Source organism: Paenibacillus sp. JGP012 (genome assembly GCF_014203995.1).
Classification (GTDB): Bacteria; Bacillota; Bacilli; order Paenibacillales; family Paenibacillaceae; genus Paenibacillus; species Paenibacillus silvae.
Genome location: NZ_JACHKG010000007.1, coordinates 163,730 through 186,731, shown reverse-complemented (window position 1 = coordinate 186,731; position 23,002 = coordinate 163,730). Strand labels below are relative to the sequence as shown.

The 23,002-nt window shown below is 45.7% G+C and carries 22 protein-coding genes, 1 pseudogene and 1 riboswitch; of the genes and pseudogenes, 2 read left to right on the top strand and 21 right to left on the bottom strand.

Annotation, left to right across the window (positions count from 1 at the left end; genetic code table 11):
- Window positions 1-7: 7 nt before the first annotated feature.
- Window positions 8-1,192 carry a phosphopentomutase gene (gene deoB, locus HNR77_RS11880; protein ID WP_184184111.1) on the bottom strand — a complete coding sequence of 395 codons (1,185 nt, stop codon included), beginning with the start codon at window positions 1,190-1,192 and terminating at the stop codon, window positions 8-10.
- Between the two features lie 17 nt (window positions 1,193-1,209).
- Window positions 1,210-2,045: pseudogene (locus HNR77_RS11875) on the bottom strand (purine-nucleoside phosphorylase).
- Window positions 2,046-2,350: 305 nt separating this feature from the next.
- Between HNR77_RS11875 and HNR77_RS11870 the strand changes: the two are divergent.
- The gene (locus HNR77_RS11870; RefSeq protein ID WP_184184108.1) at window positions 2,351-3,586 is read left to right on the top strand and encodes an ROK family transcriptional regulator; all 1,236 of its coding nucleotides are present in this window, start codon (window positions 2,351-2,353) and stop codon (window positions 3,584-3,586) included.
- 60 nt (window positions 3,587-3,646) lie between these two features.
- Here the strand turns inward: HNR77_RS11870 and HNR77_RS11865 are convergent, their stop codons facing one another.
- The 5 genes from HNR77_RS11865 to metA all read right to left on the bottom strand — a co-directional run bounded on the left by HNR77_RS11865 (window position 3,647) and on the right by metA (window position 10,180).
- The gene (locus HNR77_RS11865) at window positions 3,647-5,032 is read right to left on the bottom strand and encodes an MFS transporter (RefSeq protein ID WP_184184104.1); all 1,386 of its coding nucleotides are present in this window, start codon (window positions 5,030-5,032) and stop codon (window positions 3,647-3,649) included.
- A gap of 479 nt (window positions 5,033-5,511) precedes the next feature.
- A complete protein-coding gene (mqnC, locus tag HNR77_RS11860) occupies window positions 5,512-6,648 on the bottom strand; it encodes a cyclic dehypoxanthinyl futalosine synthase (RefSeq protein ID WP_111272323.1) in 1,137 nt (378 codons plus the stop codon).
- 233 nt (window positions 6,649-6,881) lie between these two features.
- Complete coding sequence (locus HNR77_RS11855) at window positions 6,882-8,057, bottom strand: trans-sulfuration enzyme family protein (RefSeq protein ID WP_184184101.1); 1,176 nt, start codon at window positions 8,055-8,057, stop codon at window positions 6,882-6,884.
- Complete coding sequence (locus HNR77_RS11850) at window positions 8,054-9,238, bottom strand: aminotransferase class I/II-fold pyridoxal phosphate-dependent enzyme (protein WP_184184097.1); 1,185 nt, start codon at window positions 9,236-9,238, stop codon at window positions 8,054-8,056. Before HNR77_RS11850 ends, HNR77_RS11855 begins: the two co-directional genes overlap by 4 nt.
- A 24-nt stretch (window positions 9,239-9,262) precedes the next feature.
- Window positions 9,263-10,180, bottom strand: coding sequence for a homoserine O-acetyltransferase MetA (gene metA / locus HNR77_RS11845; RefSeq protein ID WP_184184094.1), 918 nt, complete (start codon window positions 10,178-10,180; stop codon window positions 9,263-9,265).
- Window positions 10,181-10,309: 129 nt separating this feature from the next.
- Window positions 10,310-10,434: riboswitch (SAM riboswitch) on the bottom strand.
- 459 nt (window positions 10,435-10,893) lie between these two features.
- Between metA and corA the strand changes: the two genes are divergently transcribed.
- On the top strand, window positions 10,894-11,829 hold the full coding sequence (gene corA, locus HNR77_RS11840) for a magnesium/cobalt transporter CorA (protein ID WP_184184091.1): 936 nt from the start codon (window positions 10,894-10,896) through the stop codon (window positions 11,827-11,829).
- A gap of 74 nt (window positions 11,830-11,903) precedes the next feature.
- Here corA and HNR77_RS11835 read toward each other — a convergent pair whose 3' ends face one another.
- The 14 genes from HNR77_RS11835 to HNR77_RS11770 form a co-directional block, all read right to left on the bottom strand.
- Window positions 11,904-12,905: an HRDC domain-containing protein gene (locus HNR77_RS11835; RefSeq protein WP_184184088.1), complete on the bottom strand. Its 1,002-nt coding sequence runs from the start codon at window positions 12,903-12,905 to the stop codon at window positions 11,904-11,906.
- Between the two features lie 183 nt (window positions 12,906-13,088).
- The gene (locus HNR77_RS11830; protein ID WP_184184086.1) at window positions 13,089-13,967 is read right to left on the bottom strand and encodes an ROK family protein; all 879 of its coding nucleotides are present in this window, start codon (window positions 13,965-13,967) and stop codon (window positions 13,089-13,091) included.
- A 122-nt stretch (window positions 13,968-14,089) separates the two neighbouring features.
- Window positions 14,090-14,776 (bottom strand): MOSC domain-containing protein, encoded by a 687-nt coding sequence (locus HNR77_RS11825; RefSeq protein ID WP_184184083.1) that lies wholly within the window; start codon window positions 14,774-14,776, stop codon window positions 14,090-14,092.
- Window positions 14,777-14,802: 26 nt separating this feature from the next.
- Window positions 14,803-15,903 carry a phosphodiester glycosidase family protein gene (locus tag HNR77_RS11820; protein ID WP_184184240.1) on the bottom strand — a complete coding sequence of 367 codons (1,101 nt, stop codon included), beginning with the start codon at window positions 15,901-15,903 and terminating at the stop codon, window positions 14,803-14,805.
- Window positions 15,904-15,917: 14 nt separating this feature from the next.
- Complete coding sequence (locus HNR77_RS11815) at window positions 15,918-16,811, bottom strand: 5'-3' exonuclease (RefSeq protein ID WP_184184080.1); 894 nt, start codon at window positions 16,809-16,811, stop codon at window positions 15,918-15,920.
- Window positions 16,812-17,056: 245 nt separating this feature from the next.
- Window positions 17,057-17,422: an arsenate reductase family protein gene (locus tag HNR77_RS11810; protein ID WP_184184077.1), complete on the bottom strand. Its 366-nt coding sequence runs from the start codon at window positions 17,420-17,422 to the stop codon at window positions 17,057-17,059.
- A 2-nt stretch (window positions 17,423-17,424) separates the two neighbouring features.
- Complete coding sequence (locus tag HNR77_RS11805; RefSeq protein ID WP_184184074.1) at window positions 17,425-17,592, bottom strand: hypothetical protein; 168 nt, start codon at window positions 17,590-17,592, stop codon at window positions 17,425-17,427.
- A 198-nt stretch (window positions 17,593-17,790) separates the two neighbouring features.
- Window positions 17,791-18,774, bottom strand: coding sequence for an RluA family pseudouridine synthase (locus tag HNR77_RS11800; protein ID WP_184184071.1), 984 nt, complete (start codon window positions 18,772-18,774; stop codon window positions 17,791-17,793).
- On the bottom strand, window positions 18,771-19,346 hold the full coding sequence (locus HNR77_RS11795) for a cob(I)yrinic acid a,c-diamide adenosyltransferase (protein WP_111272333.1): 576 nt from the start codon (window positions 19,344-19,346) through the stop codon (window positions 18,771-18,773). Before HNR77_RS11795 ends, HNR77_RS11800 begins: the two co-directional genes overlap by 4 nt.
- 75 nt (window positions 19,347-19,421) lie before the next feature.
- Window positions 19,422-19,967, bottom strand: a complete 546-nt coding sequence (locus HNR77_RS11790; RefSeq protein WP_184184068.1) for a bifunctional adenosylcobinamide kinase/adenosylcobinamide-phosphate guanylyltransferase — start codon at window positions 19,965-19,967, stop codon at window positions 19,422-19,424.
- Window positions 19,968-20,004: 37 nt separating this feature from the next.
- The gene (locus HNR77_RS11785) at window positions 20,005-20,556 is read right to left on the bottom strand and encodes a hypothetical protein (RefSeq protein ID WP_184184066.1); all 552 of its coding nucleotides are present in this window, start codon (window positions 20,554-20,556) and stop codon (window positions 20,005-20,007) included.
- Window positions 20,557-20,720: 164 nt separating this feature from the next.
- Window positions 20,721-20,909 (bottom strand): aspartyl-phosphate phosphatase Spo0E family protein, encoded by a 189-nt coding sequence (locus HNR77_RS30295; protein ID WP_311768613.1) that lies wholly within the window; start codon window positions 20,907-20,909, stop codon window positions 20,721-20,723.
- A 221-nt stretch (window positions 20,910-21,130) separates the two neighbouring features.
- Window positions 21,131-22,345 carry an aminotransferase class I/II-fold pyridoxal phosphate-dependent enzyme gene (locus HNR77_RS11775; protein WP_184184063.1) on the bottom strand — a complete coding sequence of 405 codons (1,215 nt, stop codon included), beginning with the start codon at window positions 22,343-22,345 and terminating at the stop codon, window positions 21,131-21,133.
- A gap of 13 nt (window positions 22,346-22,358) precedes the next feature.
- Complete coding sequence (locus HNR77_RS11770) at window positions 22,359-22,859, bottom strand: Lrp/AsnC family transcriptional regulator (RefSeq protein ID WP_110893970.1); 501 nt, start codon at window positions 22,857-22,859, stop codon at window positions 22,359-22,361.
- Window positions 22,860-23,002: the final 143 nt, after the last annotated feature.

Here is a 23,002-nt window from a genome sequence, read left to right as displayed (position 1 = left end):
TTAGATATCATTTCAAATAATTATAAAAGGATGTGCCTTGACCTGTACTCGGAACACCGAAGTTCTCAGCCAGCGTAGCTGCCAGGTCAGAAAATGCTTCACGAATCCCTACACTGGATGGATTTTTGATTGCAGGACTATATAAGAGCACAGGAACATATTCACGTGTATGATCCGTTCCCGGATGTGTCGGGTCATTACCGTGATCAGCTGTAATAATTAATAAATCATCTGCTGTAATGTGTTCCATAATGTAAGGCAAAAGAGCGTCGAATTGCTCCAGGGCCATTGCATAACCTTCGGGGTCACGGCGATGCCCGTACAGTGAGTCGAAATCGACCAAATTCGTAAACAACAGACCTGTAAACTCTTTGTTTAGTACAGAGATTGTTTTCATAACGCCATCCAGATTATTTTTAGTTGAAATTGCCTCTGTAACGCCCTGACCACAGAAAATATCATTGATTTTTCCGACAGCTATGACATCAAGTCCAGCATCTTTCATTGCATTCATTAAAGTGGGAGCCGGAGGAGATATCGCATAATCGTGACGGTTTGCCGTACGCACAAAATGACCTGGTTCTCCAGTATATGGCCTTGCGATGACACGTCCAACGCTAAACTCGCTATCCCGTGTCAGTTCGCGGGCAATCTCGCACGCCTCGTACAATTCCTTTAATGGAATTGTCTCCTCGTGGGCTGCAATCTGAAACACGCTATCCGCTGAAGTATACACAATCCATGCTCCTGTCCGGAGCTGCTCTTCACCTAATTCGTCAAGAATATCTGTACCAGACGCTGCTTTATTGCCGATTACTTTGCGCCCGGTTCGTTCCTCAAAACAACGGATTAGCTCTGCTGGAAATCCGTTTGGGTAAACATTAAATGGCGAAGTGATCTTTAGGCCCATGAGCTCCCAATGTCCTGTCATCGTGTCCTTCCCCACTGAAACTTCAGCCATTTTACCGTAACAGGCCTTAGGGTTTTCCATTGGCTCAATTCCAGACATACGAGTTATATTTCCTAGCCCCAGACTTTGCAAATTTTCAAGCAAGAACTTCGGTACACGCTCTGCAATATGACCCAATGTATGCGCACCTTGATCTCCAAACTGTTTAGCGTCAGGGAGTTCACCAATCCCCACACTATCCAGTACAATTAAACATACACGTTTATAGTTTTTATCGCTCATAGACCCTCCCATGCATATTACATTTCCTTGATAATTTCGAGTACCAACTTCAGGAATGTGGGCTTTACCTGTTCTGCTGCTTCCATTACTTCCTCGTGAGAAAGTGCTTGTTGCAGTAGCCCTGCTGCTTTGTTTGTAATACATGAAATACCCAGCACCTCGATACCCGCATGTCTCGCAACAATAACTGAATCGTAGACATCCCCACAGCATCCGCACCCACCAAACGTGCCATTCTTACTTCAGCAGGTGTTTCATAAGTTGGGCCCAAATTCCCCATGTAGATGCCTTCCCTAAAAGTAAACTGTTGTTTTCTCGCTACACTTTGAGCAATTTGAATCAGTCGTCGGCTATACGCTTCGCTCATATCTGGAAAACGTTCTCCGAGATCTGCATCATTTGGACCAATCAGTGGATTTTTCCCCATATTGTTGATATGATCCACAATCAGCATCAAATCTCCTACCTCATAGCTTGCATTAACTCCTCCAGCTGCATTGGTTACAATTAAATGATTAATGCCTAGTGCTTTCAAAATACGGACTGGCAGTGTCACATCCTGAGCCTCATACCCTTCATATAAATGAAAACGTCCTTTCATCATCACAACGCTTTTGTCATGAATTTTTCCAAACACCAATTCTCCTGCGTGACCCTCTACCGTAGACATCGGGAAATGCGGGATGGATTGATATGGAATCACTGTTGCATTTTCAATTAAATCAGCAAGTATACCTAATCCTGAACCAAGAATTAAACCGATCTCCGGGAGGCTATCTATTTCATTCTCAATGAATCTTGCAGCTTCTTGAATTTTCCGTTTTACATCTTGCATGCCACGCACCCTCTCCATTTTTTAAATCGCTTTCATAATCACATCATAGATCACATTTTATAGTTTGTAAATACAATTAAATTCAAAATGATAAAAAATATTATTCATAAATTAAAATATAGAGCCATAAAAGAAATTATTTTTAAAAAAATACTAAAAAAACTTAAAAAACGGTTTATTTTTTCTCATTTATAAAAATAAACAACTTGATTTTTCCTTTTTATTCCTTTATTTTATATAAGCAGAGTAATCTATATAGGAGAGTGACAAACAATAAGGTAAAATAGAGATAAATCGTATATTTTAATTATTGGAGGACTTTTATGTTACAGGAATTTGTAGGTCTAATGTCTCCCAAGACCAAAAGTTTAAAAAATTTGTACTCATTAGTCCGCAAACATGGTCCGATTCGCATTAATGAGTTGGTTGAACTAAGCGGATATAAACATTCAACCTGCTCGAGACTTATTGAAGAATTAGTACAAGCAGGTCTGATCTACGATAGCGGAGCAGCTGAACCCAAAGTTGGCCGAAAGCCTGCCTTTTATGTCATTACACCTGATTCTTATTATTTAGTCGGTGTCGAGATATCCAGCTTATTTATTGTTATTTTACTCCTGGACTTGAATTTACAGGTTTTAGATGAAGTTAAGTTTAAGATGGACCTTAATTCTCCCCCTCAATCTACACTAGATCTAGTCAATGAAAGCATCGAGAATATACTCTTCAAGCACCAGGTGCAGCAACAGCACTTGCTTGGAATCGGAGTAGGTGCTATTGGATCAATTGAACGTGAGAGTGGAGCGATTCAATTCAAAAACGAAGTTTCGAATGAATGGAATCAGTTAAAGATCATTGAGAGTTTAGAAAAACGCTTCTCGACAATGGTTCTCCTTGATCATGGAGCTAATTTAGCTGCTTTGGGTGAATATCGAAGCAATTACTGGAGAGAAACCGAAAATCTTGTGTATACCTCCTCGGGAATTGGCATCCGAAGTGGCATTATTCTGCAAGGACAAGTCGTAGGCAGCAAACTGGATATGGATGAATCTTTCGGTCACATCACTGTAGATGTCCACGGAAGAAAATGCGCTTGCGGAGCATATGGATGTCTGGAAGCATACAGCAGTTTACCTGCTGTTAGAGATGAAGTGATTCGTCAAATAAAACGCGGGAAACCCTCTTCACTTCTGGACATACCTCTCCAAGCAGATGAGATTAAATTCCATCATATATTGGATGCATTGAAGCAGGGGGACCCGCTGTGTTCAGATATTGTGCGGGATGCTGCCTATTATTATGGTATTGGCATTACCAATCTGGTCCAGTTACTCCGCCCGGATATTGTCATTATCGGGGGTGGACTGGGAGGTAATATTGATTTCTATGAAATGACTTTAAAAACAGTGCAGGAGCGTACAAAGCACTATAAAAACCTGCAGGTTAAAATCATTAGAGCATCAACTGGTTATAATGCTGTCGCTGTAGGAGCAGGCTGTATGATATTTGATTATTTTCTGGAAGAAAAGCCGGCTCATGCCGAACCCAAGCGTGTTTAAATCAGGATTACCAAAAACCTCCCTGTACCTGTATCGGGAGGTTTCTGGTGTCCGTTCCAATCATTCAACGCGATTAAAATTTTTATGGAATACTTTGGTGAAAATGAACGTGGCAAGAGCAATCATCATCATAAGTAACAGAGCCAGATTACTGTACTGAGCCGATAATGGATTCGATGAGAGATCAACTATCTTGTTCATCATGTAAGGTTGACCATACAACATAGCAATTAATGCCCCACCGAGCGAGCTCCCGATATTAAGTACAAGCCTCTCAACCCCTACCCCTGATCCATGCTGATGACTCGGAAGCAACTGAGTGTAGTTACTGAGATATCCTGAGAAGAACAACGCGTATCCAATGTTAAAGAATGCCATTCCTACGAATACAAATACGACTGAAAAGCCCACTAAAAAAGCAACCATAGCTAGTCCCGAGAAAATAAACAAGCCACCCAGCAGTGCAATATTTCGATAACCAATTTTACTGATGATACGCCCAGAATTGATCCCAGCAATAAATGCCGCAATATTGGTTAATGAGTAGAACAAGCCAATTGTACTCGCTGGAAAGCCATAAGCCTTATGAACGATAAACGGGAAGATAAATCCGAATCCTACCTGTGTTCCATAGAACAGCCCACAGACGATCAAAGACCAAACAATCCCTTTAACCTTGAATAACTCAGGTTTGATGAAGGGGTTCTTGCTTTTCCTTGTGTAGATCATAAAAATGGCGGAGCACACAAGAGCAGAAATAAGTAATAAAGGATACTGCATTTTAAAGGTCATGAATGTGATTAACAACGTTGAAATGATTGTGACTAGCAACATTCCTACAAAATCAAAGGACCCTTTTTTACTTGCATCTTTAGGTAAATTTTTCATAAGTGTAGGTATTCCTAGTAGTGTAAGAAGCGGGAAAAGGAAAATATAATTCCAGTGGAAATAGTCGGTTATATAACCGCCAAAGAAATGTCCTGCTGCAGAAGCAAGCTGAAATATTGCTGTATTGTAGCCAAAATATTTGGCCGCAGTTAGCTTGTCAAAATACTTAAGAGCAATAATAACTTGCAGTGCAAGTGGAATAGCAATGGTTAAAGCAAACATTATCCGTGCTGTAATTAACAATGAGAAGCTGTTCGGCGAGAAAAAACCGATCAAGGTTACGACAGGAAATACAAAACAGGTAAATAACATCAATTTACGAGTACTCACAATATCTGATAAAGCCGAAAATACGATGGAGGCAATACCCAGGAACAATTTCCCCAGCGTGACAATCAAACTTACAGTGGATGGACTCACACCGTATTCCTGAGATAAATTAGGTGTTATCAAATTGAATACGTTTTCATTAAACACTTGAAAAAATTCATAGAGCAAGATCCACGGCATACACTTGATGACTCTTTTCTTGATTTCCTCGCTCTGCAAGTTAACCATTCTTTAACCCCCTAATGTTAGCGTCACTCAACTTTTTTTCACACAATCATTGGACATCATTAGATAGATTCCATTCCTCCTCCAGGTATTATTGTTGTTGATTTGATGATATTTATCATAGCTAAATCAAATAACTTTGTAAATCTATTTATTTTGTTTTTGAGAAAAAATATTTGTTTTTTTTTTAAAAATATAAGTTTCATAATAATTAAAAGTAAATTTAGATAGTATTAAATCCATTATATACGTAATTATTTCCGTTTTGAATTTAAATGCATTAATCTTCGTTATGTATATTCCTCTAAATGCTAAAAAAAATACACCCTCTAGGAATCCATTGGACCGAACCAAGACTTGATCCAATATTTTTCTAAAGGGCGTATCCTATTCTCCTGATGAAAGAGCCAGTAAGCTTGTTTGTTTACTTATTTTATTATTCCTCAAGCAAAAAGCATGGTCGTTTGTTAGTAAAATATCAATTAGTTCTGCATTACAAAATCTTTAGGCACACTGCTCTCTTCGTCAAACATACGCAAAATCTCATAACGAGTGTTGCGCTGCGCCGGAATATAACCGGATTCGCGAATCAGACGCAGAATAGACTCAATGTTTACTTTGTATGTTGCGCCTGCGGAAGATACCACATTCTCCTCAATCATCGTGCTGCCGAAGTCGTTGCAGCCGAATTCAAGCGATTTTTTACCGATCTCGGGACCCATCGTTACCCAGGAGGATTGAATGTTTTTGATATTGTCCAGTACCAGACGGCTGATCGCTACGGTTTTCAAATATTCTTCCGGGGTTTGACGCTCCAGCTTGAGGTTCGTGTTATCCGGCTGGAAAGTCCACGGAATAAAGGCCAGGAAACCTTCGGAATCATACTTGTTTGCAATGCATTCATCCTGTGCGTCACGAACACGCATCAGATGCAGTGCACGCTCCTCCATGGATTCTCCGAGACCGATAACCATCGTTGCTGTTGTATTCATCCCGATCCGGTGAGCTGTCTGCATCACGTCCATCCAGTCGCGCCATGAGCCTTTCAGGCGGCTGATTTTGCGGCGTGTACGGTCATCCAGAATTTCGGCACCACCACCAGGCAGAGAATCAAGTCCAGCCTCGTGAATGGCACGTACAACCTCTTCCAGCGTAAGCCCATCGGATACTTCCACCATTTTCATAATCTCGGCTGGCGAGAAGGAGTGCATCGTAATATTCGGGAAACGCTCCTTGATGGCTTTCAGCAGATCAGTATAATAACTGAATGGAAGATTCGGGTTAGTTCCTCCCTGCATCAGAATCTCGGTGCCGTTAACATCCTCTGTCTCCTGAATCTTCTGGAAAATGACCTCATCTGGCAGTACATACCCTTCTTCAGAACCAGGTCTGCGATAGAAAGCACAAAAACGGCAGTATACGTCACATACATTCGTGTAGTTAACGTTACGCCCGATTACAAAGGTTCTGTATGGTTCAGGGTGCATACGCTTCATGATCACATTGGCAGCTGCCCCGATTTTGTCCACTTCGTCGGATTCAAATAACTGAATCGTGTCTTCCAGGTCCAAACGTTCGCCCCTAAGGGCTTTATCTAAGATACGGTCCACCGTACTCATCGTAAAAAGCCTCCCTCATGAAGAGAAAATAATACGATGCTCCATCCGGCTGGTTTGCAATAAGCAACTTCTGTCGGCAACATCGTAATGGTCTACTATACATATCGTAACACAGGTTACATGTGAAAAAAAGCACCTTATACAAAGGTGCTTTAAAAATCAATTAAAATTTTTACATATAAACTCAAGTTTCTGTGCAAAAGAATAGTTCAATATATTCTTTCTTTTTAACTTTATTCGGTATCCAAAGCCTGCTCCAGATCGGCAATCAGATCATCAATATCCTCAAGCCCTACCGAGAAACGCAGCAATCCATCGGTAATTCCGCGCTCATGTCGAACCTCTGCCGGCATGGCCGCGTGTGACATCATTGTAGGATAAGAAAGAATACTTTCCACCGCACCCAGACTTACAGCAACAATCGGCAGCTTCACGCGGTTCAGCACTGCTTTGGCACGATCTCCCGAGCCTACGTCAAAAGAAACAACTGCTCCGTAGCCCGTAGACTGACGCTCATGTGCTTCACGACCCGGGTGATCCTCAAGTCCTGGATAGTAGACAGCCGTTATATCCTTGCGCCCTTTAAGCCAGGCCGCAAGCTTGGCTGTGCTCTGTTCACTGTGAGCCATGCGTGCACCAAGTGTTTTCATACCGCGCATCAGAAGCCAGGATTCCTGAGCCCCAAGCACCGTACCCAATCCATTTTGCAGCTGCTTCAACTGTCTGCCCAGCTCATCTGTACGTGCAACAGCCAGCCCCGCCAGCACATCACTGTGACCGCCCAGAAACTTCGTAGCACTATGTACAACGATATCTACGCCAAACTCAATCGGACGCTGATAATACGGTGTCATAAATGTGTTATCCAGAATCGTAATCAGTTCATGCTCCTTCGACCAGGACGTCACGGCCGCAATATCCGTAATCTTTAACGTTGGATTGGAGGGAGTCTCCATATAAACAGCTTTGGTGTTCGGTTTAAGGGCCGCCTTGACTTCCTCGATATTCGTCATATCTACAAATGTAGTCTCGATCTGCATGCGGCTGAGAATGGTCGTCAGCAGTCGATAGGTGCCTCCGTATACATCCTCCGTAACAATGATATGATCTCCTGCAGAGAACATCATAAATACACTGGAGATGGCAGCCATGCCTGATGAATAGGCAAAACCACGCACTCCGCCTTCAAGCAAAGCGATATAGTCCTCCAGAGCTTGACGGGTAGGATTACCCGAACGGCTGTAGTCATGCTGTGGTGGATTAAAAATATCAAAGTGATGGAATGTGGATGCCTGATAAATCGGCACGCTGGATGCGCCCGTAGTCTGGTCAATCTCATCCCCGAAATGAAGCAGCTTTGTTTCAAACTTCAATCCTGATTCCGTTTTTTTGCGGTTTGCATCACTCATGAAATTACGCCTCCTTCCACTTCCTGCTGTGCTGCCAGCAGCGCCTGATTCAGATCGGCAATCAAGTCCTCCGCATGTTCAATTCCGACAGAGAAACGCAGCAAACGGTCATCTACACCTACAGCGTCACGAATCTCCAGCGGGATATCCGCATGCGTTTGCACTGCCGGGTAAGTCATGAGGGATTCTACACCGCCAAGGCTTTCGGCAAACGCAATTAATTGAATATGACGCAGCAATGGCTCCACATAACGTGCATCCTTGACTTTAAATGAGAAGATGCCGGTATTGCCTGAAGATTGCTTCTGCTGAATGTCGTATCCCGGATGATCGGACAATCCCGGATGGAATACTTCCGCAACCGCCGGATGCTCCAGCAGGAACTTCGCGATGGTCAGTGCGTTATATTCGTGACGCTCCATGCGAAGCGCAAGGGTTTTCATGCCTTTCATCAATTGATAGGAATCACTCGGCGACAACACCGCACCAATCGAATTATGAAGGAAAGCCATTTCCGCAGACAAAGCTTCACCTTTGGTAATAATAAGTCCAGCGAGAACATCATTATGTCCGCCCAGATATTTGGTAGCACTGTGAATGATAATGTCTGCGCCAAGTTCAATCGGACGCTGGAAGAACGGCGTGAGCAATGTGTTGTCCACGATCGTCAGCAGGTTATGGCTTTTGGCCCAGGTGGCTACGGCTTGTACGTCCGTGATCATCATGAGCGGATTGGTTGGGGTCTCTATGAATACAGCTTTGGTGTTCGGCTGATACACCTTCTCCAGCGCTTCCAGATCATTCGTATCTACATAACTTGCCGTTACGCCAAAGCGAGACAGAATTCGCTCCAGCAGTCGATATGTTCCGCCGTACAGATCAAGTGAAACAATCAGATGATCTCCTTGACTGAACATCGCAAAGATCGTTTGCAACGCCGCCATGCCTGAGCTACAGGCAAAGCCTGCATCACCGGATTCCAGTGCCGCTGCAGCCTCCTCCAGCACTTTACGTGTTGGATTGGTTGTACGAATGTAATCAAACCCGGTGCTTTGTCCCAGCTTCGGGTGGCGAAACGCAGTGGATTGATAAATCGGAAAGTTAACGGCTCCTGTAACCGGTTCATTGATGGACCCAATCTGAGCTAAACGGCTTTCAATCTTCAACTTGTTATCTTCCATTACTGCATCCTCCTGTAATCACGATTAGATTTGCGGACCAATATCATAAGGTGTTTCCTGATACACATAGTAATTGAGCCAGTTAGAGAATAATAAGTTGGCGTGTGCACGCCAGGTAGCCGGAGGGATTTGGGACGGATCATCGTTCGGATAATAATGCTTAGGCAGTGCGATATCCAATCCTTTGGCTACATCACGGTCATACTCCCATTTTAAAGAGAACGGATCGTACTCGGCATGTCCTGTAGCAAAAATTTGTTTCCCATCCTTCGTAGCTACCAGAAATACGCCTGCTTCCTCGGACTCGGCTAAAATTTCAAGCCTGTCGTTTTTTTCGATATCCTCACGTCTTACGTCTGTATGGCGAGAGTGAGGCACGTTAAACACCTCATCAAATCCCCGGAGCAGTGGAACATGGGGTTTGTTGATCGTATGCGGGAATACCCCAAAACATTTTTCATCCAGCGGAACTTTGGGTACATCAAAATGGTGGTATAAACCAGCCTGGGATGCCCAACAGATATGCATGGTCGACGTTACATTGGTTTTGGTCCATTCAAAAATTTCCTGAATCTCCTTCCAATAATTAACGTCCTCAAAATCCAATTGCTCCACCGGCGCACCTGTAATAATCATGCCGTCGAAACGGCGGTGCTGGATCTCATCAAATGTTTTGTAGAACATGTCCAGATATTCCTGAGACGTATTTTTGGAGGTATGAGATTTGGGATGCACAAGCACCACATCCACCTGAATGGGTGTGTTCCCCACCAGACGCAGCAATTGTGTTTCGGTAGTCTCTTTGGTAGGCATCAGATTCAGAATAGCAATGCGCAGTGGACGAATATCCTGCTTGTATGCGGACGATTCGTCCATGACAAAGATATTCTCCCCTTCAAGCACTTCTTTAGCTGGTAGTGTGTCCGGAATTTTAATTGGCATGGTGAGTTGATTCCTCCTTGGTCGTCATAGATCACATTTGCCGCGAAAATCACTGCTGAGAAGTTGGGGCATACAACAAAGACCTCTCTCGGATTCCGAGAAAGGTCATATGTAAACAGATATGCGCCTCTCTCATCTCTCAGTTACAACAGCACCACAAGGATGCTTGGTCGCTGCAAGAATTAGCACCGTGCGGTATATCGCCGGTTGCCGGGTTTCATCGGGCTAGTCCCTCCACCTACTCTTGATAAGATTTCGCTGTATTCAATTATAATTCAAATTTATTAACTTTTACTTTAAAACATTCAGGCCCTCACGTCAAGATGCAGTTAGGTGTTTCTGATACCGAATTCGGAACCGATTCTACTCCGTAATCATACACTGCCTCAGAGCGCGAAATAGACACATTTTGCGCTTGAAAGCACTCTGGACCAGCGGTATACTAGACAAGTGTTTATAAGCCCTTATGTGAGAGGTGACATATTAAATGGATGGCGACCCGAGGCCCAATTGGCAGTCGATTTCCGAACAACTGCATAGAGAATGGATATCAGCATCGGCAGCGGGCCGTTTTTTCCGTTTGATTATAGATTGAACGTAAACAAGCGGAGACCTGTACATCGGGCTTCGCTGCCGACCGGCTGATCTGTTCTTTTGCGCCCATATTAATGATGAAATCCGCCTTGATGGCGGGTGCAGAAGGAGTAGATTACATGAAAATCCGGTTGGTTAATAACGGTGTATTTATTCCGGTGGATGACATCCAGCAAGCGCTGACTCCACCGGCTGAAGGTTTTTACTGGATCGATGCAGACGTAGATGATCTGGCTGTGCTGCAGCCCCTGTTCTCCATGCATGATCTGGCTGTGGAGGACTGCTTGAGTGATGAGGAGCAGCGTCCAAAGATTGAAATTTATGAAAATCATTATTTTATCGTGATCAACAGCATTCGCTTTGATGATGAAGAGATCTTTCTGCGGGCAGTCAATCTGTTTCTCGGCAGACATTTCATTATCAGTGTAACGAAACAGAAGGTCAGTGAATTACGGATGCTGAAGCCGATCCTGTGGGAACAGGAGATCAACAGTCCCGATCGCTTTCTCTATTTGCTGGTTGACTTGATTGTAGACAATTATTTCACCGTTGGTGACCGAATTGAAGCTCGCATCGAGAAGCTGGAAGAAGACATTCTGATGCACACCAAGAAATCACATCTGAATGAAATTATCGGTTTGCGAAGTGAAATATTGTGGCTGAAAAAAGTGCTTGGGCCTCAGAAAGAGGTTATCAACACCCTGAACAAAAAAGACCTGCGTCTGATTGATGATCAGCTGCAAAAATATTTCAGTGACATTTATGAGAATGCCGTGAAAATTTCGGAAACGTTCGAAACGTACCGCGACCTGATGGGCAACTTGCGAGAAGCCTATCAATCCAGTATCGCAAACCGGGCGAATGAGATCATGCGCGTGTTTACGGCCATTACAACTGTCTTCATGCCGCTGACCGTGATTACCGGAATATACGGGATGAACTTTGATAACATGCCTGAGCTGCACTGGAGATATGGTTATTACGCTGTCATTGGCCTCATGATTACACTCGGCCTGACGATGTTCTTTATTTTTCGCAAAAAAGACTGGATTTGAAATGGAAGACGAAGCGCCCCTCACCGGGAACGACTTCGTCTTTTTGGTATCTATTTTTCCTAAGCACTACCGAGCTAACCAACATTACGTTCCGTTTCTACATGTCTGCGGAAACGGATGCGAATCATACGCAATCGTTCATATACCTGCTCAAGGCTACCTGCTTCCGGGCGCTCTCCTCCATAAACTTTATGTAAGACAGGCTTCAGAAACGTATCGCCCAATTCCTCATATGCACTCCAGACCGCCTCTTGTTCAGCCTCAGGCATCACAGCCAGCTCGACATCAAGCAGAGAGTCCGTATCGTAACCTTCCAGATCCAGTGTCTCCAGCAGTTCAATTAACTCACGGCGGGATAAGCCAGATTGAATTACAATCTCTTCCAAAGTCTGACCATCCTTCATCCCCTGCAGCACATGCTTGCGCGTGAGGAATTGATCCAGCTCCTGCTTGTATTTTTGCTCCTTTTGCTTGTACAACCAGCTTTCGTACTCTTCCTCCTTCAAAACGGTATACACCCAATCCAGCGGGAACGATCTGGAACGCTCAATCCCGCTTGTCATCTCCAGCCATTCCAGCCCGTACTCCGATGCCTTGCTCTCACCAACACCAGGCAGCTGCATGAGTTCATCCATCGTATGGGGGACAAAAGCGCTGATCAGCCGGAGCAGACGATTGGTTGCTACAAAATAAGGAGCTTTCCGGTCACTTGCAGCCTTCTGCCGCCGCCATGCACACAGATCATCATATAATTGCTCATTCCCATACAGCTCGCTAAAGCAATGCAGCCGCTGCCCCGCATAACTGCGAGGTTTCATCTCTTCGTTCTCATGATACAATCCATGCAGCAATGGACGATATCCCTCGCTCATCTGCATCGCAAGCTGATGACGGTAAATATGCAGTAATTCCTCCCATGACGTGCCTTCATACCAGATCGTATCCTCACGATCTCCGGCCTCGTACCGGCTCCACCCCAGATGCCACACGCTCTCCTCCTCCCCGATCCACAGCTGGGCAATGTCCTCATGTTGATCTGATGTTCTGGATAACTTGTTCATGAAAATGACTTCCATGTGTATTCCCCTCCTTATAACGTTGCAGCATGCTCGATTAACAAAGCATCGGCTGTCTCCGGACAGCACAAAAAAACACCCCTCCTGCGAAAATGCCGCAAGAGAGGTGCTTCCTCATTAACCGTGCTATACTGTTGCACCTATCATAACCATAATGGTAAAATTCGTCAATCCCTATATTATCTATCTGGACAAGGCCAATTTTGCCAAAGCCAGTGAACCGCATAATCCTGCATTATCTCCCAGACCTGGGGGCACTACATACTGATCAATCCCGGCATGAAGAGACGGATGCTGTACATATCCCGCGAGCAGTTCCTGCAGTTTGCTTCGCACCATCGGGAACAAATGCTCCTGCTTCATAACACCGCCGCCCATCACGATTTTCTGTGGTGACAGAATCAGCACATAATTCATCAATGCGTGTGCAAGATAATGCGCCTCAATCTCCCACGCTTTGTGATCTGACGGCAGCTCATAGGCGGGCTGCCGCCAACGCTTGTTAATGGCCGGACCTGCTGCCAAACCTTCAAGGCAATCCCCATGATAAGGACAAAAGCCCTCGTAAGCATCCTCTGGATGTCTGCGTACAATGATATGCCCCATCTCGGGATGAGACAATCCATGAACCATTTTACCGCCAACCACAGCTCCCGCACCAATACCTGTACCTACAGTTATATACAGACAGCTATCAAGACCCTGAGCAGCTCCCCAGGTCGCTTCCCCCAGAGCAGCACCATTCACATCCGTATCAAACGTCATAGGCACATCAAAATGTTCCTTGAGTTCGCCAATCATGTTGTACTGCCCCCAGTGCGGCTTAGGCGTAGTCGTGATATAACCATACGTTGGGCTTCCTTCAATGGGATCAATCGGACCAAAAGAACCTACACCCAATGCTTCAATGCCTTTGCCTTCAAAAAAAGCAATGACCTGCGCCATCGTCTCCTCTGGCGTGGTTGTAGGAAAGCTTACACGCTCTAACACCTCTCCGTGCTCCGTACCAATGCCGCATACAAATTTGGTTCCGCCTGCTTCAATTGCACCTAAAACTGTCATGTTTGCTTCACTCCCAGGTTGGTTTTAATTAGCGCGCTGCTCTCTTGAGTTTGTGGATTGAATGGTTCGTGGGTACAAGTTCAATTTGCGGATTCAGACATACAGAATTGTAGACTTGCGTCTCAGTCACTCACCAGCTTGTTCAGTCGCTTGAGCAGTGTCTGTCTCCAGCTTTCCGAAAGTGCCGGAATGGCTAACAATGTCTGAATCCCCTCCACATTTTGCTTCCCCTGATGCATAATTCGATTCGCATCAAGGATCGTCATCGAGGTCTGATCCGTGTGTATTTTTCTGAAACGGGATGCCGGAGCAACCTGCCCTTCCTGCAGCACTCGAAAATAAAAGCCTGTATGTCCACTTTCCTGAAAATAAACGGGCAGCTCCTTGTAGTCATACCTTGCTCCCAGCTTGAAACACGGCTGCCTTGGTTGACTGACCTGCACCTGCGCATCGCCTAATTCGAATATATCCCCAATGCGCACCTCTTCTTCAGCACAGCCTGTGACCGTAAGATTCTCTCCAAAAGCTCCCCAGTCCAGCTTGCGATTCATCAGCTGTTCAAGTGCAGCATAATGGCTGTAATCGTATACACAAACTGCCTTGTCCGGACCCCCGTGATGAACAAGGTCCGCCTGAGCATCCCCTGTCATTCCTGTGAATGACAGGAACACCGGGGCGGAGACAGGATGTTTCATGATTCCGCTCAGCACCTCATGTTTCTGACCGGGTAACGGTCTGGGCTGTCCCACATTAATGGCCAGAACCGATGTGTTGTCCTTTTCTGTTGTCAGATCGGATATAGGTGTCATTTGCATCATACCTCCTGTACTGATTTTTATCGGACAGAACCGCCAAATACCAATGTGTTACTCAACAGCCGACCTGGAGACGTCAGCATCTTGCCACTGGCATACAAACCTGAGGATGCACCGCCATCGAGATTCATAGCCTGCTTGGCCCCCAGCTTCTGCATCACTGCTGCCCATTCTTTTATTGTAGCACCGGAAACGGTAGCCAGCATTACTGAACCGTCCGCCATAATTGCGATTCCACTTCTCGCCCCGGATGCATTCAGAATTTTAGGGTCTTTGAAGCCTTCACTTGCCGGATTTACAGCAATTTTGCCGTCCTTGACCAGACGTGGGCCAGCCCCAACCGCCGTAACGACCTCCTGCCAGGGAATATCCTGCCCGGCTGCGTTGGTGTATCTGTAATTCATCTCTACGGTGGAACCTGCAGTGAAACGGTCCGACATGGATTTCTCATTGCCTGTAAACACAAGCACAGAACCGTTCTTTGGAATAGCAACATTGGAGTTCGGTACTTTTTTGGTAACTACCCCTTTCTCCATAATCACTGCGGTGCCTCCTTTAAAACCAACGTTTGCACCGCGCTCTGGCGTATACAAAATGCTGATGTTTGAAGTTGCTGAAGGCGTGCGATTAATAAACGTTGCATACCAGCTGCGTGATTTTCCGTTCGCATCCGTAACCTTTCCAGTCAAGCTTACTTGAAGTGAATCCATAATTGCTGAACCATCTGCTTTAAATCCGATTGAAGTACCATATCTTCCTATATGTATAACTTTTCCATTTGCTATTAACATGCCGTATGGGTCTGGTGCTCCTTGATAGGCTTCAAAAAAAGCTCCGTTGATTGCGGCTTGCGCGCCATATGCCTTCACGATGGATGGCAACGTTGCTGTCTGGCCCACCTGCTTCTTGGCAAGTCCTACTGTAACGGGTGTACCTTTGGGAATACTTACGGTCTGCACACTAAAGCTTCGTCCTGCTGCATTCACTTTCTGTACTTTGGAACTAATCGCGGCTTTGGCCTCCGCCGTCTGCGGTGCACTTACGGCCCCCGAAAGCAATACGGGCAAAGCCAGGACAAGGGCCAACGCCCCGGTCCACCACTTTTTACTCACTCTGTTCATTCTCCTGCTGCTCGTCATCCAATTGCCACTCCCATCCAAGAGCCAAGGCTCTTCATCTCAAGTTGTTCAAACTTGTCCATCACCGTATCGGGGTCCAGACGTAATTCACAGCCTTCCAGCGTACAGGCCACCTGAACAGCACAATGAATCTCTGCCAGTTTGCGGGACAGATGAAGCATATCGAGATCACTCTCGATTTTTTTGCGTACTGAAGGGGTTAGTTGATCCAGATGGTTTAAAATGCCTTCAATCGAGCCGTACTCTTGTACCAGCTTCAAAGCCGTCTTCTCACCAATGCCTCGTACACCGGGATAATTGTCGCTGGCATCCCCCATCAAACCCTTCATGTCAATAATCTGACGCGGGGTTAGCTGTTTCTCGGCCATCAGCGTTTCCGGATTGTACACCATGTAGTTGCCGTGACCTTTTTTCATAATAATAATACTCGTCCGGTCATTAATCAGCTGTAACATATCATGGTCACCGGTAAGCACCATCACATTCAGATCGGTCTCTTCGGTGTAATGCTTCGCAAGCGTGCCAATACAATCGTCTGCCTCATATCCCGCAGCTCCGATATTTGGAATGTTCAGGCTGTCCATCACTTCCTTAATCAAAGCAAACTGTGGAATAAGATCATCCGGTGCTTCGGCCCGATTCCCTTTGTACGCCGCATACTCTTCACCGCGAAACGTCTTGCCTCCCATATCCCAGCAGCAGATCACATGGCTTGGTCCAAAGGTCTGAACTGCATCCCAGAAATAACGGATAAACCCATAGACTGCGTTGGTTGGAAGCCCTGCCTTTGTGCGTCTGATATATCCGCTTGCAGCTGTTGCATAGTACGCACGGAACAACACTGCCATACCGTCTACCAGTAACAAAGTAGGTTCATTACGTTGATTCACTTGAATTTACTCTCTCCTTGATCTATGCAAGCTGAACACATACATTCAATGTCCAACTCCAATAGCATGTATAAAATATCGAAACTAATTCTATCATCTTGGCAAGGTTACGCCAACCCTCATTATAGCATAGTTACACCTGCTCGGATTCAGCAAAAAAGCCCTGAATGTTGAACAATTCAAGGCTAATCCGGTATTTACTCTTGGATCGCGCAATTTGCACATATCATGATCAAAATATGGATTTATGCGTTATTCCATTCCTGCTCAAACGTCTCTTCCTTAAAGCCAACCGTCACTCGCTCACCATCGGTTACGATAGGGCGCTTGATCAGGCGGCCGTTGGAAGCGAGCAAACTGATCTGCTCCTCCTCGGACATGCCCGGCAGCTTGTCCTTCAGCTGCTGCTCCTTATATACTTCACCACTGGTGTTAAAAAACTTTTTCACTTCCAGTCCGCTCTTCTGGATCAGTTTGGCTAATTCATCCTGTGATGGCGGTGTATCAAAAATAGGAATCAGCTCCAGCTCATGTCCTTTGGCTTCAAGCCATTTTACCGCTTTGCGGCATGTACCGCACTTGCTATATTGATAAACTTTTAAGTTGGTCATGGTTAATGTCCCTCCATCCGCTCGGTAGGCTCAGGTTTCGGTCTCTCGCTTCCCTTGGTTTGCTCCGCAAATCCAAAAGTCGCTCCATCCCGATACCCTCGCCCTGCAATTTTTTTGGGGGCCAATGAGGGCTCATCGCCCTTCATTCTGCCTTTACTTTTTCCACTCAACACTGCCTGACAAGGGCATGTTGAAGACTCCATTGCCTAGAGCCAGAACAACCTTAGATGCTTTTTAAGTCCTTTAGCCTGCGGCATGTGGTTCAGGGCTTCGCCTCCTGCTCTGCAAAGCTAAACCTTAGAAGCTTCAAAGTCCCTTTAGCCTGCGGCGTGTGGTTCAGGGCTTCGCTTCCTGCTCTGCATTGGATCTTACAGCTTTTCTCGCGGGCATGCTTCGGCATCTAAACGTTTCTCCAGTGCGGCCATATCTGGCGGCAGTGGCGCCTGGAATGTCATGCGTTCGCGAGAAATCGGATGCTCAAACGTCAGTTCACACGCATGCAGTGCCTGGCGTTCGATCCATGTATCCCGCTCTTCCCGAACAAGCATCGTCTGCTCATCGACTTGATGCACAGGCAGTGTTTTATACATGCGATCACCAATCAAGGGGCAGCCGATGGACGTCATATGTACCCGGATTTGATGTGTCCGTCCACTTTCCAGCTTGAGACTTACCGCACTGGCTGTGCCGTCTGCCCAGCGCGTCAACATTGTATACAGCGTTCTCGCGGCATACCCGTCAGGTGTAACGATACGGCGATGCGGCTCTTCGGGATCACGGTCGATCGGACCATCAACTGCTCCCTGTTCAGGAACAGGAGTACCATGAACCAGTGCAATATATTTTTTATCCACCGTGCCTGCAATCATTTGCTCGGACACATGCTGGTGCACATAAGGATTTTTGGCAATCGCCAGCACACCGGATGTTTCCTGATCCAGTCGGTGAATCGGCCGAAAGCGGACTTTTTCGCCTTTTTTCTGCCAATAATGCACCACACCATTCGCCAGCGTACCTGTGTAATGTCCATGCGTTGGATGTACAATAATGCCCGCATCCTTGTTTACAATCAGCAGATGGTCATCTTCATACAGCACGGTGAATGGAATATCCTCTGGCAAAATATCATCCGATTCCTCCTGCTCCATCCGCACCTCCACCAGATCACCTGCACTAACCTTGACACTGATGTATACCCGTTCACCATTGAGCATGACACCCTGCTCTGTTAATTTGATTTTGGACAAAAGCTTGCGCGATACCTGCAGTCGCTTCTGAAGCACGGTCTTCAGCAGCCAGCCGTCCTCCATTTCGGTAACCCTGTAAGTAATCGGCGCGTAATACTGGCTCATTCTTTACGGCGGAATACTTTTTTGCTCCGCACATATTCAATATCAGCAACTTGTTGTCTCGCATTGGCTGTCCGTGCCACAACAAAGAAATAATCCGACAAACGATTCAAATACCGTCGCACCGACGGATTAATATCCGTGTGCTGTCCCAGCGTAACCGTACGGCGCTCCGCACGGCGGCATACGGTACGGCACACATGCAGTGCAGATGAGAGCTGACTTCCTCCCGGGATAATAAAACGTTCCACTTTAGGATTCTCGGCATCATATTGATCAATCCACTGCTCCAGACGGGTAACCATCTCATCCCGTACTTTGTATTTTGTTTCACTAATACGTACAAAGGCCAGGTCCGATCCGCAGTCAAACAGCTCCTGCTGCACTTCCAGCAGATGCTCCCGCAAGTCCTCGAAATCCCCATTCGCCGCATCGATCAAACTAATCGCTTGCCCCACAAAACAATTTAATTCATCAATCGTACCGTAAGCCTCTACCCGGTCATCATCCTTGATAACCCTGCCGCCGATAACCGAAGTTTGGCCTTCGTCACCGGTTCTCGTATAGATCCCCATCATAACCCCTCCAATTGTCAATTTGAGTGATCGCACACATGCCGGTGCTTCTCAACCGAACATGCTGCTTTCATCTTATCTTCCCTCATCTTCATACCGTACTTGTTGAGCCTTGAGATCAATAACAAGACCGGAAACCAGCATATACATCTGCTCCGCATGTGTCTGCAGAATTCGGTTAACCGAGGCCATTCTTGCGGCAAAAATACGTTCTTCCTCTGATGGATACAAGCTTCCATGCATCTCATTAGTGATCACCAGAATTTTGCCCTGATAGGACAGCAAGGCGTCAAGCAAATGCTGCGTTTCCAGTCGTTGTTGATCAAGGTCTTCTGCTGCTCTGAAGCCAGCCGCCATCCAGGACGTCAAACTATCTACGATAACGATGCGCTGATCCGCCAGAAACAGATTGGACTCCCGATTAATCTGTGTCACAAGCTCAGCAAGCCTCAACCCGTTTCCTGCCTGAATCGCACGATAGTGAGCGGATGGCAATTCGGGAATAACGGGATCATGATCACCAGTGGATAGATAGACACCTTCCCGGCTGATTTGGGCTGCGTATTTCAGCGCAAAGCGCGTTTTTCCACTGCCTATGCCGCCTGTGACCGTAATTAACAATCCGCTCCCCCCTTCCACATCTGCTCTGATTTAAATCTTATTCTGTTAGTGCCTTCAGCACTTTTTTCGACTCTTCAATGTTAGCCGCCGACAATGGAATTGTAGCGAATAAGTTGCTTGGTGCATAGTTTACATCTTTAAACATTTGCATGTCCTCCAGCGGGATGCCGTACAGATGGGTTTCCTTTTTCATGTCGGAGCCATCATCGCCCTTCCCTTTTTCGACCAGTACAGACCCTTCAAACACACCACGCTCGTATTTCTTGGCATCAAAGGTATCGTCCAGCGGAACATTCGAGCCATTCTGACCATACTGCTTCATATCATTCTCAGGCAAAATAAAGATGTCGTGGCTGCCTGCTGCATACTCAACCAATATTTTCTGAACATCGTACATAGCACTCGTAATGATCTCCACTTTAGGCTCTTCCCCAAGCTTTTTCTGCAGATTTTCCTGCAGCTTCTCCGAAATGCCCGATGGATTGCCCTGGTTATCAATGATAAACACCGTAAATCCATCCTTGCCCCCGCAACCGGCTAATAAGAAAATAAGTGAAACCATTGCCATCAGTCCCCAAAATCTCTTCATTCCAGTTCCCCCTTTAGTCTCCTATGTCCAATATATCACAATTGTTCCACGCAAAAAAATAACAGTACTGCTCCACCGTAATAACATGCTGCACAGCAAAAAGAGACCCTCTCGGATCTCCTTCTGCGATTTGATATATCGGCATATTCGTCCCATCCGAAAATTTATTTCGGTTTGATCGGATTTGCCTTCATGTATTCATTAATCTTCAAATCCAGAAGACTGCTAATCTCAATAACAACATCAGATGTAAAAGACTTCTCTTCCATGAAAATCTGTTCCATCTTGCTTCGGAGCATACGAATCTCATCTTCCAAGGAAATGTTAGGCATGGATGCGTGATCAGGGTTCACCGACCATCGGTCGCCATGATCGCCTTCTGCCAGAACGTGTCCACGATTCGTCGGTAAATCATATTCAACACAAAACAAAGCTAACCCCTCCTTGAAAAAATAGTTTTCCAAATATATGAAATCTTATTTCAAATTGAAATTATATCATAATATTTTGTAAAAGAAAGTATTTTTTTGGAAAAGTTCCAACTACCTGATTTGTTCTGTACTTCTTACTCTCATTAACCCTCTTTTTGGACCTTGTAAACAAAATTTCCGATGCGTTCCAGCGCTTCATTCAATTGGGACACTGAAGTAGCATATGAGCAGCGTAAAAACCCTTCACCTTGCGGTCCGAATACGTTCCCCGGTACTGCGGCCACCTTGTTCTCCGTCAGCAAGCGTTCAGCAAATAGATCGGAGCTCAGGCCTGTCTTCTGGATGCTTGGAAAAGCGTAAAATGCCCCTTGCGGTTCATGGCAATCAAGTCCGATATCACGGAACCCCTGCACAATTAAACGTCTGCGCTGATTATACGATTCCACCATGCGATCCTTCTCACCAAGACCGTTGGTCAAAGCCTCCAAGGCAGCTACCTGCCCCATAGCCGGCGCACACATCACGGTGTACTGATGAATTTTGAGCATGGCTGCAATCAGTTCGGGATGACCGCACATATAGCCAATCCTCCAGCCTGTCATCGCAAATGCTTTGGAGAAACCGCTGACGAGAATGGTGCGATCCTTCATGTCAGGAATAGACGCGAAGCTGACATGTTTTTGATTATACGTCAATTCAGCGTAAATTTCGTCAGCAATGACGATCAGATCATGTTTTTTGATTACTTCTGCAATCGGCAGCCAGTCCTCATACGTCATGATTGCTCCTGTAGGATTGCTTGGATAACATAAAATAACGACCTTGGATTTCGGTGTAATGCTGGCTTCCAGCGCTTCCGCAGTTACCTTGAATTGGTCCTTCGCGTAAGTTTCCACCCCGACCGGGATACCTCCACCGATAGATGCAATTGGCGAATATGCGACATAAGACGGTTCAGGAATCAGAATTTCATCTCCTGGAACAATCAGTGCGCGCAGAGCCAGATCAATGGCTTCGCTGCCGCCTACGGTGACAATAATCTCATCTTTTGGATCATATTTGGTATCAAACTGCGTCTCCAGATATTGACTGAGAGCCTCGCGCAGCTTGGGCATACCTGCATTCGAGGTATAACTTGTCATGCCTCTTTCGAGTGAATATACACATGCTTCGCGCATATGCCATGGTGTTACAAAATCCGGCTCCCCTACCCCCAGCGTGATGATATCCTTGTTATCACCCACCAGATCAAAAAACTTGCGGATACCGGATGGAGGGATCTGTTTAACCAGCGGAGCCAGATATGAGGACATTGCTTTTGTTTTGTTATTCCCGGTTGTCTGTTCATTCACTATCATGACACATCTTCCTTTACGGCGAGATCATGAGACGGTTGTCTTCCTGATGGTCTTCAAAAATAATCCCGTCCTGCTTATATTTTTTAAGAATAAAATTCGTCTTGGTTGAAAGAACCGAATCAATCGGAGACAGCTTCTCCGACACAAAATTAGCGACTTCACGCAGGTTGCCACCCTCAACTTCAACGAGCAGATCATACGCACCTGACATGAGATATACGGATTTCACTTGCGGGTACAGATAGATGCGTTCAGCAATACCCTCGAAGCCACGTCCGCGCTCCGGTGTAATTTGCACCTCGATCAGAGCGGTTACTTTCTCATCATCAATTTTGCTCCAGTTTACAACCGTTGCATATTTTACGATGACGTGGTCTTGTTCAAGCTGAGCTACAGCAGCTTTAATCTTATCTTCCGACTCCCCCAGCAGCGTAGAAAGCAGTGCGGGAGTCCTTCTCGCGTCTTCCTTCAACAGATCCAGCACTTTAAGCTGCAGATCGTTCAATTCCTTCATCGTTTTCCCTCCAGCGTCATCCATGTTCCTGAAAATGAATTAATACTTATATTACATGAATTTAACGTCGATGCATAGACAAAAGACCGCCTGCCCTCAATTCAGGCAAGCGGTGGTATGGTACCTCAGAATATGTGCTTCAA

Bases quoted from the DNA above. Each gene is read 5' to 3' on its own strand.
- deoB (WP_184184111.1), bottom strand. From the start codon at position 1,192: ATGAGCGATAAAAACTATAAACGTGTATGTTTAATTGTACTGGATAGT.
- HNR77_RS11870 (WP_184184108.1), top strand. From the start codon at position 2,351: ATGTTACAGGAATTTGTAGGTCTAATGTCTCCCAAGACCAAAAGTTTA.
- HNR77_RS11865 (WP_184184104.1), bottom strand. From the start codon at position 5,032: ATGGTTAACTTGCAGAGCGAGGAAATCAAGAAAAGAGTCATCAAGTGT.
- mqnC (WP_111272323.1), bottom strand. From the start codon at position 6,648: ATGAGTACGGTGGACCGTATCTTAGATAAAGCCCTTAGGGGCGAACGT.
- HNR77_RS11855 (WP_184184101.1), bottom strand. From the start codon at position 8,057: ATGAGTGATGCAAACCGCAAAAAAACGGAATCAGGATTGAAGTTTGAA.
- HNR77_RS11850 (WP_184184097.1), bottom strand. From the start codon at position 9,238: ATGGAAGATAACAAGTTGAAGATTGAAAGCCGTTTAGCTCAGATTGGG.
- metA (WP_184184094.1), bottom strand. From the start codon at position 10,180: ATGCCAATTAAAATTCCGGACACACTACCAGCTAAAGAAGTGCTTGAA.
- corA (WP_184184091.1), top strand. From the start codon at position 10,894: ATGAAAATCCGGTTGGTTAATAACGGTGTATTTATTCCGGTGGATGAC.
- HNR77_RS11835 (WP_184184088.1), bottom strand. From the start codon at position 12,905: ATGGAAGTCATTTTCATGAACAAGTTATCCAGAACATCAGATCAACAT.
- HNR77_RS11830 (WP_184184086.1), bottom strand. From the start codon at position 13,967: ATGACAGTTTTAGGTGCAATTGAAGCAGGCGGAACCAAATTTGTATGC.
- HNR77_RS11825 (WP_184184083.1), bottom strand. From the start codon at position 14,776: ATGACACCTATATCCGATCTGACAACAGAAAAGGACAACACATCGGTT.
- HNR77_RS11820 (WP_184184240.1), bottom strand. From the start codon at position 15,903: ATGAACAGAGTGAGTAAAAAGTGGTGGACCGGGGCGTTGGCCCTTGTC.
- HNR77_RS11810 (WP_184184077.1), bottom strand. From the start codon at position 17,422: ATGACCAACTTAAAAGTTTATCAATATAGCAAGTGCGGTACATGCCGC.
- HNR77_RS11800 (WP_184184071.1), bottom strand. From the start codon at position 18,774: ATGAGCCAGTATTACGCGCCGATTACTTACAGGGTTACCGAAATGGAG.
- HNR77_RS11795 (WP_111272333.1), bottom strand. From the start codon at position 19,346: ATGGGGATCTATACGAGAACCGGTGACGAAGGCCAAACTTCGGTTATC.
- HNR77_RS11785 (WP_184184066.1), bottom strand. From the start codon at position 20,556: ATGAAGAGATTTTGGGGACTGATGGCAATGGTTTCACTTATTTTCTTA.
- HNR77_RS11775 (WP_184184063.1), bottom strand. From the start codon at position 22,345: ATGATAGTGAATGAACAGACAACCGGGAATAACAAAACAAAAGCAATG.
- HNR77_RS11770 (WP_110893970.1), bottom strand. From the start codon at position 22,859: ATGAAGGAATTGAACGATCTGCAGCTTAAAGTGCTGGATCTGTTGAAG.